Annotated in this window: 14 protein-coding genes; 12 read left to right on the top strand and 2 right to left on the bottom strand. The window is 53.1% G+C overall.

Annotated features, from left to right (window positions below; all coding sequences use genetic code 11):
- Window positions 1-178 precede the first annotated feature (178 nt).
- The 3 genes from ACJJI7_RS02395 (at window position 179) to ACJJI7_RS02385 (ending at window position 4,073) form a co-directional block, all read left to right on the top strand.
- Window positions 179-3,022, top strand: coding sequence for an ExeM/NucH family extracellular endonuclease (locus ACJJI7_RS02395; RefSeq protein WP_444901038.1), 2,844 nt, complete (start codon window positions 179-181; stop codon window positions 3,020-3,022).
- Between the two features lie 275 nt (window positions 3,023-3,297).
- Window positions 3,298-3,672 (top strand): hypothetical protein, encoded by a 375-nt coding sequence (locus ACJJI7_RS02390; protein WP_020412446.1) that lies wholly within the window; start codon window positions 3,298-3,300, stop codon window positions 3,670-3,672.
- Window positions 3,673-3,707: 35 nt separating this feature from the next.
- Entirely contained in the window at window positions 3,708-4,073 is a 366-nt protein-coding gene (locus ACJJI7_RS02385) for a VOC family protein (RefSeq protein WP_020412447.1), read from the top strand.
- Between the two features lie 77 nt (window positions 4,074-4,150).
- Here the strand turns inward: ACJJI7_RS02385 and ACJJI7_RS02380 are convergent, their stop codons facing one another.
- Entirely contained in the window at window positions 4,151-5,413 is a 1,263-nt protein-coding gene (locus tag ACJJI7_RS02380) for a 6-phosphofructokinase (RefSeq protein ID WP_020412448.1), read from the bottom strand.
- 289 nt (window positions 5,414-5,702) lie between these two features.
- Here ACJJI7_RS02380 and mpl point away from each other — a divergent pair, with 289 nt between their 5' ends.
- The 4 genes from mpl to ACJJI7_RS02360 all read left to right on the top strand — a co-directional run bounded on the left by mpl (window position 5,703) and on the right by ACJJI7_RS02360 (window position 10,764).
- A complete protein-coding gene (mpl, locus tag ACJJI7_RS02375; protein WP_026304983.1) occupies window positions 5,703-7,091 on the top strand; it encodes a UDP-N-acetylmuramate:L-alanyl-gamma-D-glutamyl-meso-diaminopimelate ligase in 1,389 nt (462 codons plus the stop codon).
- Window positions 7,092-7,188: 97 nt separating this feature from the next.
- Window positions 7,189-7,770 carry a flavin prenyltransferase UbiX gene (locus ACJJI7_RS02370; protein ID WP_051089485.1) on the top strand — a complete coding sequence of 194 codons (582 nt, stop codon included), beginning with the start codon at window positions 7,189-7,191 and terminating at the stop codon, window positions 7,768-7,770.
- A 20-nt stretch (window positions 7,771-7,790) separates the two neighbouring features.
- Window positions 7,791-8,066, top strand: a complete 276-nt coding sequence (locus ACJJI7_RS02365) for an Rdx family protein (RefSeq protein WP_026304984.1) — start codon at window positions 7,791-7,793, stop codon at window positions 8,064-8,066.
- A gap of 118 nt (window positions 8,067-8,184) precedes the next feature.
- Window positions 8,185-10,764 carry an efflux RND transporter permease subunit gene (locus ACJJI7_RS02360; RefSeq protein WP_444901039.1) on the top strand — a complete coding sequence of 860 codons (2,580 nt, stop codon included), beginning with the start codon at window positions 8,185-8,187 and terminating at the stop codon, window positions 10,762-10,764.
- Between the two features lie 74 nt (window positions 10,765-10,838).
- Here ACJJI7_RS02360 and ACJJI7_RS02355 read toward each other — a convergent pair whose 3' ends face one another.
- The gene (locus ACJJI7_RS02355; protein ID WP_020412453.1) at window positions 10,839-11,120 is read right to left on the bottom strand and encodes a peptidylprolyl isomerase; all 282 of its coding nucleotides are present in this window, start codon (window positions 11,118-11,120) and stop codon (window positions 10,839-10,841) included.
- Between the two features lie 182 nt (window positions 11,121-11,302).
- Here ACJJI7_RS02355 and ACJJI7_RS02350 point away from each other — a divergent pair, with 182 nt between their 5' ends.
- From ACJJI7_RS02350 to rlmH, 5 genes are all read left to right on the top strand, one after another.
- Window positions 11,303-11,890, top strand: coding sequence for an LON peptidase substrate-binding domain-containing protein (locus ACJJI7_RS02350; RefSeq protein WP_245556667.1), 588 nt, complete (start codon window positions 11,303-11,305; stop codon window positions 11,888-11,890).
- Window positions 11,891-12,046: 156 nt separating this feature from the next.
- Complete coding sequence (locus tag ACJJI7_RS02345; RefSeq protein ID WP_475717128.1) at window positions 12,047-13,276, top strand: glutamate-5-semialdehyde dehydrogenase; 1,230 nt, start codon at window positions 12,047-12,049, stop codon at window positions 13,274-13,276.
- Window positions 13,277-13,313: 37 nt separating this feature from the next.
- The gene (gene nadD / locus ACJJI7_RS02340) at window positions 13,314-14,000 is read left to right on the top strand and encodes a nicotinate-nucleotide adenylyltransferase (RefSeq protein WP_444901041.1); all 687 of its coding nucleotides are present in this window, start codon (window positions 13,314-13,316) and stop codon (window positions 13,998-14,000) included.
- Window positions 14,000-14,377 carry a ribosome silencing factor gene (gene rsfS / locus ACJJI7_RS02335; RefSeq protein ID WP_020412457.1) on the top strand — a complete coding sequence of 126 codons (378 nt, stop codon included), beginning with the start codon at window positions 14,000-14,002 and terminating at the stop codon, window positions 14,375-14,377. The genes nadD and rsfS overlap by 1 nt, the downstream gene beginning before the upstream one ends.
- A gap of 5 nt (window positions 14,378-14,382) precedes the next feature.
- Window positions 14,383-14,859, top strand: coding sequence for a 23S rRNA (pseudouridine(1915)-N(3))-methyltransferase RlmH (gene rlmH, locus ACJJI7_RS02330; protein ID WP_026304986.1), 477 nt, complete (start codon window positions 14,383-14,385; stop codon window positions 14,857-14,859).
- The last annotated feature ends 115 nt before the right edge of the window (window positions 14,860-14,974 follow it).

Here is a 14,974-nt window from a genome sequence, read left to right as displayed (position 1 = left end):
CAGCTTGTCTTTTTGTTAAAGGGAGAGAGCTTGCTACTCAAGTTGAGTGCAAATTGAGGATGAGTCGCGAAGTCGAGTCACTGAAACTTAACCTTAACATTTGTTTCATCGAAATTTAGGAATTCCCCGCCACTCTTTGCGCCGCTAAATGCGAATCCGGCAATTGGGAAAAATGGCGATGAAAGAATTTGGCTTGGCTGCTCTGGCAGCCCTGGGTCTTCCACTGATGGCTGAAGAGGTCCAGGCCAACGACCTCATAATCTCGGAATATATCGAGGGCAGCGGCAATAATAAGGCACTGGAAATCTATAACGGTACCGGAGCGGCTGTAGATCTGGGTAATTACTCGATACAGCTTTTTTTCAATGGTTCCGATTCTGCCTCTGTAAATATCACACTCTCTGGAACCCTGGGTGATGATGAAGTGTTTGTTCTCGCCCACGGCAGCTCTGATGCAGCCATGCTGGATGTGGCCGACCAGATTTATAGCGGTGGCCTGTTCAATGGTGACGATGCGGTAGCACTTGCTGGCCCTATCGGTTTCGTCGATGTAATTGGTCAAATTGGTACTGATCCCGGTAGCCAGTGGGGCAATAGCAGTGTCGGTACCCAGAATCAGACTCTGATACGTAACCTGGGTGTGGTCAGTGGTCGTACCGATGGCAATAGTGCGTTCAATCCCGCCCAGGAGTGGTCCAGTGTTGGCCAGAACAACTTCGACCACCTGGGTTGGCATATTGAGGGTGATACAGGCGGTGGCGATGGCAACGGTGGAATCGAGTTAGGTGCTTGTGGTGATGCAGCGACACTCATCAGCCAGATACAGGGTGAGGGGTTCGCAAGTTCGCTGGAAGGTGAACGCCACGAAATTGAAGCCGTAGTGGTTGGCAATTTCCAAGATTCCAATACCGGCCTTGCCGGCTTCTTCCTGCAGGAAGAGGACAGTGATCAGGATGGCCAGGACTCGACCTCTGAAGGTCTGTTTATCCACGATAATGCTTTCGGGGTGGATGTTCAGGTTGGAGATCTGGTGCGGGTTGGCGGTATTGTTGATGAGTTTTACGATTTTACCGAGCTGAATCAGGTGGACGGCGTTAGCGTTTGTGGTAGCGGTTACGAGGTAACGGCTGCCAATGTGCAGATGCCATTTAACTCAGCCCAAGAGCAGGAGCAGCTCGAGGGTATGCTGGTAAAATTCCCGCAAAGCCTGACAGTCAATGGTCACTACAACCTGGGCCGTTATGGTGAAATTATTCTTTCCAGCGGCAGACTTTACATCCCTACCCACAATAATGCTCCCGGCTCAGCGGCTATTGCCCAGGCAGCGGCCAACGAGCTCAATCAAATTATTCTGGATGATGGCTCCACCGTACAAAACCCTGAAGAAATGCCTTATCCGGCACCGGGTTTGAGCGCATACAACACGCTGCGCAGTGGCGATACTCTGGAAGAACTTACCGGCGTGATGGCTTATGGGTTTGGTGCCTATCGAGTACACCCGGTTGAGATACCGCAGTTCTCTCCCATAAACCTGCGTGAGGAAGCTCCTGTCCTGTCTGATGAAGGCAGTTTGCGTATTGCCAGTTTTAATGTGCTGAATTACTTCAATGGCGATGGCAGCGGAGGCGGCTTCCCCACAGCTCGTGGTGCTGACACCCCGGAAGAGTTCGAGCGCCAGAGAGATAAAATTATTTCTGCAATCCTGCGTATGGATGCCGATGTCATTGGCCTGATGGAAATTGAGAATGATGGCTACGGTAGTGACAGTGCAGTCCAGGACTTGGTCAATGGATTGAACAGCGCAGGCTCAGGACAGAGCTACCAGTTTGTAAATCCGGATCTCCCACAGCTCGGCGACGATGAAATTGCCGTAGGTATGATCTACCGCAGCGACCGTGTTATGCCGATCGGCAGTGCTGCCACGCTGCAGGATTATCCCTTCGACGATGGTAATCGCCAACCGCTGTTACAGGCATTTGCTGAGATTTCCTCCGGTGAGCGTCTCGTCGTGGTTGTGAACCACTTTAAATCCAAGGGCAGTTGCCCCAGTGATGGCAGCCTAAACAGCGATCAGGGGGATGGACAGGGCTGCTGGAACTCCCTACGCACTCTGGCTGCGGATGCCTTGGCTGGCTGGATCGATAGCGACCCTGCAGGAACTGGCATCGATCGCGTGCTGGTATTGGGTGATCTCAACAGCTACGCCATGGAAAACCCCATTACCGTGCTTAAGGATGCAGGTTATACCGATCTGCTGGAATGGTACGGAGCAGGCGAAGCTTATTCCTATGTGTATGACGGCCAGTCCGGTTACCTGGATCATGCTCTTGCCAGCGCTTCCCTGGCTCCACTGGTAACTGCCACAGTGGATTGGCATATCAATGCCGATGAGCCGCGTGCGCTGGATTACAACACCGAATATAAAAGCGTAGAGCAGCAGGAAAATCTGTACTCCGCGGGGCCTTACCGAGCATCGGATCACGACCCTTTAATCGTTGAGCTGGACCTGGGTGCAGACAACCTGGTCCCCACGGCTGAATTTAGCTGGGCGTCTGAGGGTCTTATATTCCACTTTATCGACAACAGTAGCGATGAAGATGGGAACCTGGTGAGCTGGTCTTGGGACTTTGGTGATGGTGCGAGAAGCACAGAGCAAAACCCCAGCCACAGTTTCGATATCCCAGGTAGTTACTTGGTACGTTTGCAGGTAAAAGATGATCGTGGTGCGATATCCACTATTGAGAAAATTATTGAAGTGAAAGATGACGTTGCCTCTCTGCAAGCGAATTTTAAATTACATCGCTTTTTTCGCTGGGTATGGGTAGAAGATCGCAGTCAATATAATGGCGATAACAAACTTCAATATCAGTGGAATTTTGGTGATGGCGTACAACGTAGTGGACGCTGGGCGTTACACCGTTACTCTCAAACTGGAAATTACGAAATTACCCTCACAGTGAGTGATGGCGATGGTGCTGAAGATAGCGCCTCTCGTGAAGTCAAAATTTCCTGGCCACGCTGATATATATCAATTTTTGATTAATAATAAATATTCTGGTTGTCCTGGCGATGGGGTTATCAGCTCCCTGTCGTCGCTTCTCCAGGATTCTTGAAGTTGATAGCTTTTCCCTAGAAGCGAATGGCCGCACCCTGGTGGTGCGGTCCTTTTTATTTCGCTCCCCTCAAAAAATTAATCACTCTTAATAAATTTTTAAGCTCCTGGATTTCTGCGCCCCGAAAGAACGGCCATACTTGAGTCTGTTCATACCAATTGGATTGCAGGGGGGAGTCCCTTCTATGTCACGTACATTTGAAAGTCTTGTGGGATTAAGTCTGGAGTGGACTGGCACCCATTACTCCGAAGGGGGAGATTTTCCCGATTTATCCACTCATATTGTCAGTTATGAAACCGAGTCCAGTTGTTATGTTACTGCGGGGGGCAAACTGGTCGGCAAAGCCAGTTATTCGTATGCACCAATGGGAGTACGCATGGCAGCACTGGTTTATCGTCCGGATATCTACCAGGGACGAAGTGGAGTTGTTCTTTACGCCATGTTGGATTTTGATCTGATGATGGATCGCGCAGTTATTATGCATAATGACCAACCCCTGGCGGTGGCCAATGGCAGTTTCCGAGTTGTGGACACGCCAGATAAGCCCATCACGGATTAGGATGTCATTTAATTAGAATACCGGGAGAAGGTTATATGGATAATCACGAAAAGATTAATTATGTAGAGTTCCCATCGAAGGATCTGGAAAAGACCAAGGCTTTCTTTTCTGAAGCTTTTGGCTGGGAATTTACGGATTACGGCCCCGAGTATTCTGCTTTTTCCGGTGCAGGGTTGGATGGTGGTTTTTTTCAGGCGAATCTGCACAGTTCAACAGTCAACGGTGCAGCGCTGGTAGTGTTATATAGTTCTGACCTAGAGGATACCTTACAAAAAGTCGAGAGCTGCGGTGCCAAAGTAATAAAACCTATTTTTTCCTTTCCTGGAGGTCGGCGCTTTCACTTTGCCGAGCCCTGCGGTAATGAATTTGCAGTTTGGTCAGATACAGGATTACAAAAGTAATTTTTCCAGCTGCGCCAATAAAAAACCCCCGGTTTTATTCGGGGGCTTTTTTGAACCAGGGCTAAAGAGTTTTTAGATTACGCTTTAAACTCAGTGTCCAGCTTCTTTTCCACCAGCTGCTTTTTCAGTTTTGTGTACTGGGGGATGCCGTTTTTGTAGGGGGGGTAATCCTCACCCTGGATCAGCGGCAGCAGGTACTTGCGTCCCGCTTCAGTGATACCGAAGCCGTCTTCGCTGATATATTCTTCAGGCATGAATTTTTCCACGTTGGCCACTTCAGACAGCGGCGCTTCCGCGATAGACCAGCTGTACTCTTCACCTTCTGCACGGATAATTGCCGGCATAATCGCGTTCTTGCCGGCTACCGCCATTTCTACAGCGGCGCGACCAACGGCGTAGGCCTGTTCCACATCGGTGGCGGAGGCGATATGGCGGGCAGCGCGCTGCAGGTAGTCGGCCAGTGCCCAGTGATATTTCAGGCCCAGTTCGCTCTTGATCATATTGGCAAGAGTCGGGGCTACACCGCCCAATTGCTTGTGGCCAAAAGCATCGGTGGTGCCGGCATCGGCGAGGAAGGTGCCATCTGCGTACTGGGCGCCTTCTGAGGCGACAATAACGCAGTAGCCTTTTTCATCCACGGTCTTCTGTACTTTGGCGAGAAACTTTTCTTTATCGAAGGCCACTTCCGGGAACAGGATAATATGCGGTGCATCGCCTTCTTCTTCCTGGGCCAGGGCACCCGCTGCGGCAATCCAGCCTGCGTGGCGGCCCATCACCTCCAGAATAAAGACTTTGGTGGAGGTGGCGCACATGGAGGCGACATCCATTGCGGCTTCCTTGGTGGATACCGCTACATATTTGGCCACTGAGCCAAAGCCGGGACAATTGTCGGTCAGCGGCAGGTCGTTATCCACAGTTTTGGGAATGTGTACGGCCTGGATTGGGTAGCCCATGGTTTCAGATAGTTGGGATACTTTCAGGCAGGTATCCGCAGAATCTCCGCCGCCGTTATAGAAGAAGTAGCCGATATCGTGGGCTTTGAACACTTCGATCAGGCGCTCGTATTCCGCGCGGTTTTCTTCCAGGCTTTTCAGCTTGTAACGACAGGAGCCGAAGGCGCCGGATGGGGTGTGGCGCAACGCGGCGATGTCTTCCACACTTTCCTGGCTCACGTCGATCAGTTCCTCGCGCAGTGCGCCGAGGATGCCGTTCAGCCCCGCGTAGACTTTGCCAATCTTGTCCTGGTTTTCACGGGCAGCTTCTATTACGCCGCAGGCGGATGCGTTGATCACGGCAGTCACACCACCGGACTGTGCGTAAAAGGCGTTCTTCTTCGACATGGTTATCCTGTATTCGTAGAAATCTAGGGAAGTGTCCCGATCCGGTAATTCTTCCCAGTACTCACTATTCAATTAGCGGTACTAGTAGGGAATTCCGGGAGCTCGTATCGGGTGTCGGCCATTGTTGGAAAATTCCTACCACCGTACAGGGGATGAGGCCGACCAGTGCGGGGGCGGAGTCTAATGGAATAGCGAGTAAATTGCATTGCAAGTGCGGGATTTGGCAATTACTGGCTTGATTTGCCGTGTTAAGCTTGCGCCGCAACCAGCAGGAGTACACATTTCCGCCATGCATATCCACATATTAGGTATTTGCGGCACATTTATGGGCAGTCTGGCCCAGTTGGCCGTGGCCGAAGGACACCGGGTCACCGGCAGCGATGCGAACGTCTATCCACCAATGAGCACCCAGTTGCAGCAGGCGGGTATCCAGATCACCGAGGGTTATGACCCGGCACAATTGGAGCCAGCCCCGGATCTGGTCATTATTGGTAATGCCATGTCCCGGGGTAATCCCGCAGTAGAGACGGTGTTGGAAAAAGGTTTGCCTTATACCTCTGGCGCCCAGTGGTTATGTGACCACTTCCTCGGTGGACGCTGGGTGCTGGCAGTATCCGGTACCCATGGCAAAACCACCACTGCCAGTATGCTGGCCTGGATTCTGGAAGCGGCAGATATGCAGCCTGGATTCCTGATCGGCGGTGTGCCTGGCAATTTCGGTGTGTCGGCACGTATGGGGGAGTCTCCGTTCTTTATTGTGGAAGCGGATGAATACGATACTGCCTTCTTCGACAAGCGCTCCAAGTTTGTGCATTACCGCCCACGCACAGTGATCATCAATAATCTGGAATTTGATCACGCGGATATCTTTGATGATCTGGCGGCGATACAACGGCAGTTTCACCACCTGGTACGTACCGTACCGGCCAATGGTCTGATTGTTGCTGCAGCTGAGGAAAATGTTGAACAGGTTCTCGAGCAGGGCTGTTGGACTGAGGTACAGCGTTTCGGTGTTGAAGGCCCGCCGGGCATTCGCACGGGAGACTGGTTGGCTCACGATATTGCGGCGGATGGCAGCAGCTTCTCTGTGCAGCTTGAAGGGGCTGAGGTGGCGCGAGTGGAGTGGGAACTCACTGGTATGCACAATGTGCGCAATGGCCTCGCCGCCATGGCTGCAGCTCGACACGTGGGTGTTGTACCGGAATTGAGTGCCGTCGCATTGGGGCGTTTTGAGGGGGTGAAGCGCCGTATGGAGTGCTTGGGTGAAGTGGCAGGCATCCGTGTTTACGATGATTTTGCCCACCACCCCACAGCAATTGAATCCACCTTAAATGGGCTCAGGGCCAAGGTGGGGGAAGATAAGATCATCGCCCTGATTGAGCCGCGCTCCAATACTATGCGAATGGGCGTGCACCAGGGCCAGCTGGCAAACTCCTGTAGCGGTGCGGATATGGTGTTGTGGTATCAGCCACAGGGAATGAACTGGTCTCTGGATGAAGTCACCCACCACTCCCCGGTTCCAGCCAAAGTTTTTGACACCATTGAGGGGGGAGTGGAATCTGCGCTCCAGCTTGCGGGTGAGGGCAGCCATATTGTAGTGATGAGCAACGGAGGTTTTGGTGGTATCCACCAGCGCCTGATCGGCGCTCTGGAACAGAAATACCATCGCCCAGTCTAGAAAAGAATACCGGTGGGCAACCCCTGGGTTTCCCATCAAGAAACCCGAGGGATTGACCTTGCAGCAACCTACTTTTGATAAAACCGTTACCCTGGCCATGACCGGGGCCTCTGGAGCCCAGTACGGCCTGCGCTTGTTACAGTGCCTGCTCGCCGCTAACGTGCGTGTCTGGTTGTTATTGTCTGATGCGGCTCAGGTGGTAATCAATACGGAAACAGACCTGCAGCTGCCCGAGGGTGATGATGATATCCTGCAGGGCTTTCTTGCCGATCGCTTTGCGGCAAAGGAGGGGCAGCTGACCCTGTTCGGTAAACGGGACTGGTTCTCTCCTGTGGCCTCAGGCACAGGAGCGCCGGCAAGTATGGTGGTTTGTCCAGCCAGCGGCGGCACTCTGTCAGCAGTGGCCTGCGGAGCCTCCAACAATCTGATTGAGCGAGCTGCTGATGTAGCCCTGAAGGAGCGCCGCCAGCTGATATTGGTTCCACGCGAAGCACCTTACTCGGAGATTCATCTCGAAAATATGCTCAAACTCACTCGTATGGGCGCGATGATTCTGCCCGCCAGCCCCGGTTTTTATCAAAAGCCGAGCACAGTTGAGGATATTGTCGACTTTGTGGTGGCACGACTACTAGACCAGCTGGGGGTAGAACAAAAGCTGCTTCCGCATTGGGGTGAGTAGACTGGAGGGAGGCTAGAACCGTGAAACCGAGCATCACGATTCATTACTGTGTGCAGTGCAACTGGATGCTGCGAGCCACCTGGATGGCCCAGGAACTACTGTATACCTTTGCCGATGACCTCCAACAGGTTGCATTACAACCCGGAACTGGAGGAGTATTTGAAATCCGTATTGGTGAAAATTTGATCTGGGAGCGCAAGCGTGATGGCGGCTTTCCCGGAGCAAAAGAACTCAAACGGCGCGTTCGGGACTTGCTGTTTCCCGAGCGCGATCTGGGACATATCGATACTCCCTGAAAATATTTCCAATAGCGCCGTGATATTGCAAATTTTATATTTGCGTATTCACCGCCAGGGCGATCAAAATATGCGCCGCATCGCGGCCCACTGATTTATTGGATATAAGCGGAAATTTATGCTGTCAGCTTTCAAGACCTGCTACGAATACCTGGTGACCAAACGGCCTGTGGCTGTGTTAATGGTTGTTGGCTTACTCACCCTTGTGGCAGCTATGGGCCTGCCCCGCTTTAAGATCGATGCCTCCGCTGACTCCCTAACTCTGGAAGCGGACAAATCCCTGGACTATTTCCGTGAGATTGCCGAGCGCTACGCCAGTGGCGACTTCCTGGTAGTGACGTACCGCTACAACGATGGTGATCTGTTCAGCGACGAGTCTCTGCAGACTCTCGCCAAGCTGCGCGATGAGCTGGCCGGGGTAGATGGCGTTTCCAGTGTACAAACCATTCTCGATGTGCCCTTGTTGTACAGCCCCAAGCTGTCTTTAACCGATATCACTGACGAGATTCGCACCCTGTCCAATCCGGATACTGACAGGGACCTGGCTCGGCAGGAGTTCCTCTCCAGTCCTATTTACCGCGAGCTTATTCTAAGTCCAGATGGCCAGACGACCGCGCTGCTTGCCAACCTGAAACTGGATAGCCGTGGTATCGAATTGGTGCGCGAGCGCGACGCCCTGCGCCGCAAGCGCAATAGCGAGGGTTTGAGCCCGGAAGAGGCTAAGCGTCTGGAAGAGGTAAGCGCAGTTTATCTGGAACACCGAACGGCCCAGGAGCTGGAAGCGCGGGCACGGGTTGATGAGGTGCGTGGGATTCTCGCCAGTTATAAAGGCGAGGCGGAACTGTTCCTCGGTGGTGTAACCATGATCACCTCAGACATGATTACCTTTATTAAGAGTGATCTGGTGGTTTTTGGTGTGGGTATCCTCGCCTTTATTATCCTTACCTTATTACTGATTTTCCGCCAGCCGCGCTGGGTACTGTTGCCGCTACTTACCTGTGTCACTACAGCAGTGATGATTTTGGGACTGCTCAGCTGGCTCGACTGGCGCATGACGGTGATCTCCGCCAATTTTGTTGCGCTACTGCTGATTATTACCCTGGCGATCACCATCCACCTGGCAGTGCGCTATCGCGAATATATTGCGCAGAATCCGCAATGGGGGCGCGAGGAATTGGTGCTGCAGACGGTGCGCTTTATGGCCAAGCCCTGTCTGTACACTGCCCTGACCACGATCGTTGCTTTTGTGTCGTTGGTGGTGAGCGGTATCCGTCCGGTGATTGATTTCGGCTGGATGATGACCATGGGTGTAACTCTGGCCCTGGTGTTGTCATTCCTGATTATCCCCAGCTTCCTGATGATCCTGCCCAAGCGCCAGGGCAAGATGAGCCAGGATAATTCGCACGCGTTTACCCTGCGTTTCTCCAGCTTTGCTGAGCGCCATAAATTCATCGTACTGGGCGTTTCCCTGTTGGCAGCTGTGGTCAGTGTGGTGGGTATTTCCCAGCTGAAAGTGGAAAACCGCTTTATCGATTACTTTGATGACTCCACTGAAATCTACCAGGGCATGTTGGTGATTGACCGCCGCCTGGGTGGCACAGTGACCCTGGATATTATCCTCGACAAGCCGGAGGAAGCGGAACCGGCCTTCGAAGGTGAGGAGGATCCTTTTGCCATGGAGGCGGAGGAGGACCCGTTCGCGGTTGAAGAAGATCCCTTCGCCTCTGATGATCCTTTCGGTGGAGAAGAGGAGTCCCGGGAGCAGAGTTACTGGTTTACTGTGGCAGGCCTCACCAAATTGGAACAGTTACACGATTACCTGGAGCAGCAGCCGGAAATTGGCAAGGTCCAGTCCCTGGCGACCCTGTTTAAGGTGGCTCGCGATTTAAAAGGCGGTCAGCTCAATGACTTTGAGTTGGCAGTAGCCAACACCAGCCTGCCGCCTGAAATCAGTAGCGTGCTGGTTAATCCCTATCTCTCTGTTGAGAACAACCAGGCGCGTATCACTTTGCGGGTGATGGAAACCGATCCGAATTTGCGCCGTAGCGAATTGATCGAGCGTATCTACAACTACGCCCACAATGAAATGGGCATAGCGCCGGAAAATATCCACCAGACCGGCTTGCTGGTGCTGTATAACAATATGCTGCAGAGCCTGTTTAAGTCCCAGATCCTGACGCTGGGTGCGGTATTTGTGGGCATCCTGCTGATGTTCCTGGTGTTATTCCGCTCCCTGTCGATCGCTATTATTGCGCTGGTGCCTAATATGCTCGCTGCTTGTGTGGTATTAGGTGGTATGGGTCTCGCCGGTATTCCACTGGATATGATGACTATCACCATCGCCGCGATTACTGTGGGTATCGGTGTGGATCATGCGATTCACTACCTGTACCGATTCCGTGCGGAATTCGCCAAAGACGGCAATTACCTGGAGACCATGCATCGCAGCCATGCGACTATTGGCCGCGCGATGTTCTATACGGCAATTACGATTATTGCCGGCTTCTCAATTCTTGCGCTGTCCAAGTTTGTGCCTTCAATTTACTTTGGCTTACTGACCGCACTGGCGATGTCTGCAGCATTGCTTGGATCACTCACTCTGCTGCCGTTGTTGCTGGTGATATTTAAGCCGCTGGGTGCTGGCTCTTCAGTGGACAAGGGAGAAGTGGACATTCCTGAGGGCGCAGCCAAGGCCTGAGGGAATTCCCCTCTCTACAAATAAAAAGCCGGGCTGTTGCCCGGCTTTTTATTTGTAGATTAATTCGCAAGCAATTAATCCTGGCGGCTGGTAATTTCCAGCAGGTGGTAACCGAACTGGGTTTTCACCGGGCCGTGCACCTTGTGGAGCTCCTCGGAGAATACGACCTTGTCAAATTCGGGCACCATCATGCCTTTGCTGAATTCGCCCAGGTCCCCACCGGAACGGCCTGATGGGCACTGGGAGTGCTGTTCGGCGATTTTGCCGAAATCTGCACCATTCTCGATTTGTTGCTTCAGTTCCAGGCACTTGCCTTCGCTCTCTACCAGAATATGGCGGGCTGTTGCTTTGGGCATCAATAGTCTCCATTCGGTTGATAAACCGCAGCAGCTTAATGGGTGTAGGGCGAGCATGCCACCGGCAATTACTTGGATAAAGCGGAAACTCTGTCGCAGTTCTGCGGATTGGCGCTAAAACGCCCTTCCTATTTATCTAGGAGTAGTACTGTGGGTGGTATCTTTACAAAATGAGCTAACTGGTGAGAACAGCATTGCAAAAGATTCCCCTTTTTCCCCTGAGTATGGCCCTGTATCCGGGGGTCACCCTGCCATTGCGTATCTTTGAACAGCGTTACCTACATCTTGTCAGCGAGTCACTGAAAAGTGATAGCGGCTTCGGCGTTGTATTGATCCGCTCCGGAGGGGAGGTAGGACACGCCTCCGTATGGCCGCTCGGTGTCTATGTACACATTGTCGACTGGAGCCAGGGAGAGGGGGGATTATTAAATGTACAGGTGGTTGGTCGGCGTCGCTTCCGCATTGCCAGCACCGAGCGCGCTGATAACGGTTTATTGTTCGGGGAGGTTGAATGGTTGCCAAACGAAGAGCCCAAACCCATTCCCGCAGACTGCGATGGCTTGCTATCGGTGCTTGATGAGCTGAAGGATCGTGCCGAGATGTTGTCACTCAAGTTCGATAGTGTCGACTCTGCAGATGCCCTCTCCTGGCAGCTCGCCCAGTTGCTTCCCCTAGAGGATAAGGCGCGAGTAGAGTTGTTGGCCGTTGAGGACCCCTTGATGCGTCTCGCTAGTATCGCCGAGAACCTGGACCGCTGGGCGAGGGAGTAAGAATGCGACCTGTTTTCCGTTGGCATCCTATATTTATGCCGTTTCAACCCATAGCCACTGGGGTATACTGCGCGGCCGACCGGATTTCGCACGGAGCGCCAAGTGACCGCCACCAATACCACTGATCAGCAATCCACCCGCGTCAAACTCGAACAGATGGGCCGCGCCGCTCGCTCTGCCTCAAGACTAATGGCGAGAGCCGATACCAGTAGTAAGAACCGCGCTCTACGGGCAATTGCCGCAGAATTGGAAGCTCAACGGATTCAACTGGCTGAGGCCAATGCTCAGGATATGCAGGCGGGTCGTGAACGCGGTCTGGATGCGGCGCTGCTCGATCGGCTGGAACTCAATGATGAGCGCATCGACGCAATGATCGAGGGGTTGTTGCAGGTTGCGGACCTGCCTGACCCAGTGGGAGAAGTTGAGGACTTATGTTATCGCCCCAGTGGTATCCAGGTGGGCAAGATGCGTGTACCCCTGGGAGTGGTGGGGATTATTTATGAATCCCGCCCTAATGTGACGATTGATGCGGCGAGTTTATGCCTGAAATCCGGTAACGCCACTATTTTGCGTGGTGGCAGTGAGGCATTGCACTCGAATCAGGCGATCGCGGCCTGTATTACCCAGGGGCTCCGGGAAGTGGGATTGCCGGAAACGGCGGTGCAAGTGGTGGGCACCAGTGACCGCGAGGCAGTTGGTGCCCTGATCTCCATGCCAGATTATGTGGATGTGATCGTTCCTCGAGGTGGCACTGGCCTGATTGAGCGGGTCAGCCGTGAGGCCAGAGTACCGGTGATCAAACACCTGCACGGTGTTTGTCACGTTTATATCGACGACTTGGCCGATGAACAGAAGGCGTTTGAGATTGCCCTGAATGCCAAAACCCATCGCTATGGCGTGTGCAACGCCATGGAAACCCTACTGGTGGCGGAGGGGATTGCAGAGCGAATGCTGCCGCGTTTGGCAGAAGCCTATGAGCTGAAAGGTGTGGAATTGCGTGGCTGTGCCCGTACCTGCGAGATACTGCCCCAGTGCGCAGAGGCCAAAGAAAGTGATTGGAGTGAAGAATACCTGGCCCCGGTACTGTCCATTCGGGTGGTGGCAGATATGGATGCTGCGATGGACCATATCGCCCGCTACGGCTCAGGACACACTGAGGCGATTGTTACTGAAAGTTACACGCGCAGTCGTCGCTTTCTGGCGGAAGTGGATGCCAGCTCGGTGATCATCAATGCATCAACACGCTTTGCCGATGGATTTGAATATGGACTGGGGGCGGAAATCGGCATCAGTACTGATAAAATCCATGCCCGAGGCCCGGTGGGGCTGGAGGGGCTCACTTCTCAGAAGTGGATTGTGTTTGGGGATGGGCACATTCGCCGTTAATTCCGGCCCTCATTCATGAGCCAGTAACGAGGTAATTTTGGCGACTAAGCGGCATACGATAGCCCTGTTCGGCGGCACTTTTGATCCGGTGCACTTTGGCCACCTGCGCATGGCGCTGGAACTGCGCCAGGCCCTGGATTTCGATGAAATGCGCCTGCTTCCCAGCCACCAGCCACGCCATCGCCAAAGTCCCGGGGTTTCCTCGCGCCAGCGCAGCGACATGTTGGCTTTGGCCCTGCAGGGCTGTGATGAGCTGCAGCTGGACGAGAGGGAGCTAAATCGTGGCGGTGATACCTATACGGTGGATACCCTGGAGGAGTTGCGCAAAGAACTGGGTTCGGGCGTATCCATCAGTTTTTGTATGGGCTCTGATTCCCTGTTGACCCTGCATAGGTGGAACCGCTGGCAGAGGCTATTGGAGCTTGCACACCTGGTGGTAGTGACCCGCCCCGGCTGGCATCTTCCAGAAAGCGGTGATGCGGGGGGCAACCCAGAACTGATGGACTTGCTACAGAGCCATCAAGGGGCAGCAAAAGATTTGCGCGAGCAGGCATATGGAAGCTTGGTATTGCGCGAGCAGACCATGTTGCCTATCTCGGCGACTGAAATTCGCCAGTTATTGAATAGTGGTCGGTCGCCGCGATTTTTGTTGCCGGCCACCGTATTGCAATACATTGAAGACCATCAACTCTATACAAAAGCGGTTGCCATTGGTGACCAGTAATGAATCAAGGTGTTATGACAAATATTAAAGATATCGCGCTCAAGGCTCTGGAAGATCTGAAAGGCAAAGACATTGTTGCGCTGGACGTATCTGAACTCTCCGATGTAATGGACAACCTCGTGATTTGTACAGGTACCTCCAGCCGTCAGGTGAAGTCCCTGGCAGAGAACGTGGTGGATGAACTTAAGCTGGAAGGTGTGCGCCCGATTGGTGTTGAGGGCAAAGAGCAGGGCGAGTGGGTTTTGGTGGACTATGGCGATCTAGTCGTACATGTCATGTTGGCTGATGTGCGTAATTTCTACGACCTGGAAAAGCTCTGGTCGATGACACCGAATACCCGTGATGATGCCGATGGCAGTGACCCTCACAAGGACTAAGTGGGGTGAAAATCCGAATTTTCGCCGCCGGGGGGAAAATGCCCGGCTGGGTTCAGGAGGGATATGCCGAATACGCCAAGCGTTTGCCCCGCGAAATATCCTTGGAAATGGTGGAAATTCCTCTTGGGCAACGCGGCCAGAAAAGTTCTGCAGCGTTGATCGAAAAGGCGCGGAAAAAAGAGGGGGAGGCAATGCTTGCAGCCCTCGGTCCGCGCGATCATGTAGTGGCACTGGATGTGAAGGGCAAACCCTGGAGTACCGAGCAGCTTTCTGGTCAGCTGCGCGACTGGCAACTGCTGGGAGAAAATGTCAGCCTGCTGATCGGTGGTCCCGATGGCCTCTCCCAAGAGTGCTTGGCAAATGCACATCAGCGCTGGTCCCTGTCACCACTGACATTGCCACACCCTCTGGTTAGAGTGGTTTTGGCAGAGCAGGTTTATAGGGCCTGGACACTTTTGGCGGGGCACCCTTACCACAAGTAAAGTGTTTGCGATGAATGGCGGAGAGATTTGCCAATTCGAGTTCTCTCTCCGTACATTCCCTGTGGTAATGTAGGCGATTAGACTTTTCGCGCGCCAGTCAAATTCATTCAAATAA

It is taken from the genome of Microbulbifer variabilis (assembly GCF_056232115.1).
This window is presented reverse-complemented; position numbering and strand designations above follow the sequence as displayed.

Bases quoted from the DNA above. Each gene is read 5' to 3' on its own strand.
- ACJJI7_RS02395 (WP_444901038.1), top strand. From the start codon at position 179: ATGAAAGAATTTGGCTTGGCTGCTCTGGCAGCCCTGGGTCTTCCACTG.
- ACJJI7_RS02390 (WP_020412446.1), top strand. From the start codon at position 3,298: ATGTCACGTACATTTGAAAGTCTTGTGGGATTAAGTCTGGAGTGGACT.
- ACJJI7_RS02385 (WP_020412447.1), top strand. From the start codon at position 3,708: ATGGATAATCACGAAAAGATTAATTATGTAGAGTTCCCATCGAAGGAT.
- ACJJI7_RS02380 (WP_020412448.1), bottom strand. From the start codon at position 5,413: ATGTCGAAGAAGAACGCCTTTTACGCACAGTCCGGTGGTGTGACTGCC.
- mpl (WP_026304983.1), top strand. From the start codon at position 5,703: ATGCATATCCACATATTAGGTATTTGCGGCACATTTATGGGCAGTCTG.
- ACJJI7_RS02370 (WP_051089485.1), top strand. From the start codon at position 7,189: ATGACCGGGGCCTCTGGAGCCCAGTACGGCCTGCGCTTGTTACAGTGC.
- ACJJI7_RS02360 (WP_444901039.1), top strand. From the start codon at position 8,185: ATGCTGTCAGCTTTCAAGACCTGCTACGAATACCTGGTGACCAAACGG.
- ACJJI7_RS02355 (WP_020412453.1), bottom strand. From the start codon at position 11,120: ATGCCCAAAGCAACAGCCCGCCATATTCTGGTAGAGAGCGAAGGCAAG.
- ACJJI7_RS02345 (WP_475717128.1), top strand. From the start codon at position 12,047: ATGGGCCGCGCCGCTCGCTCTGCCTCAAGACTAATGGCGAGAGCCGAT.
- rsfS (WP_020412457.1), top strand. From the start codon at position 14,000: ATGAATCAAGGTGTTATGACAAATATTAAAGATATCGCGCTCAAGGCT.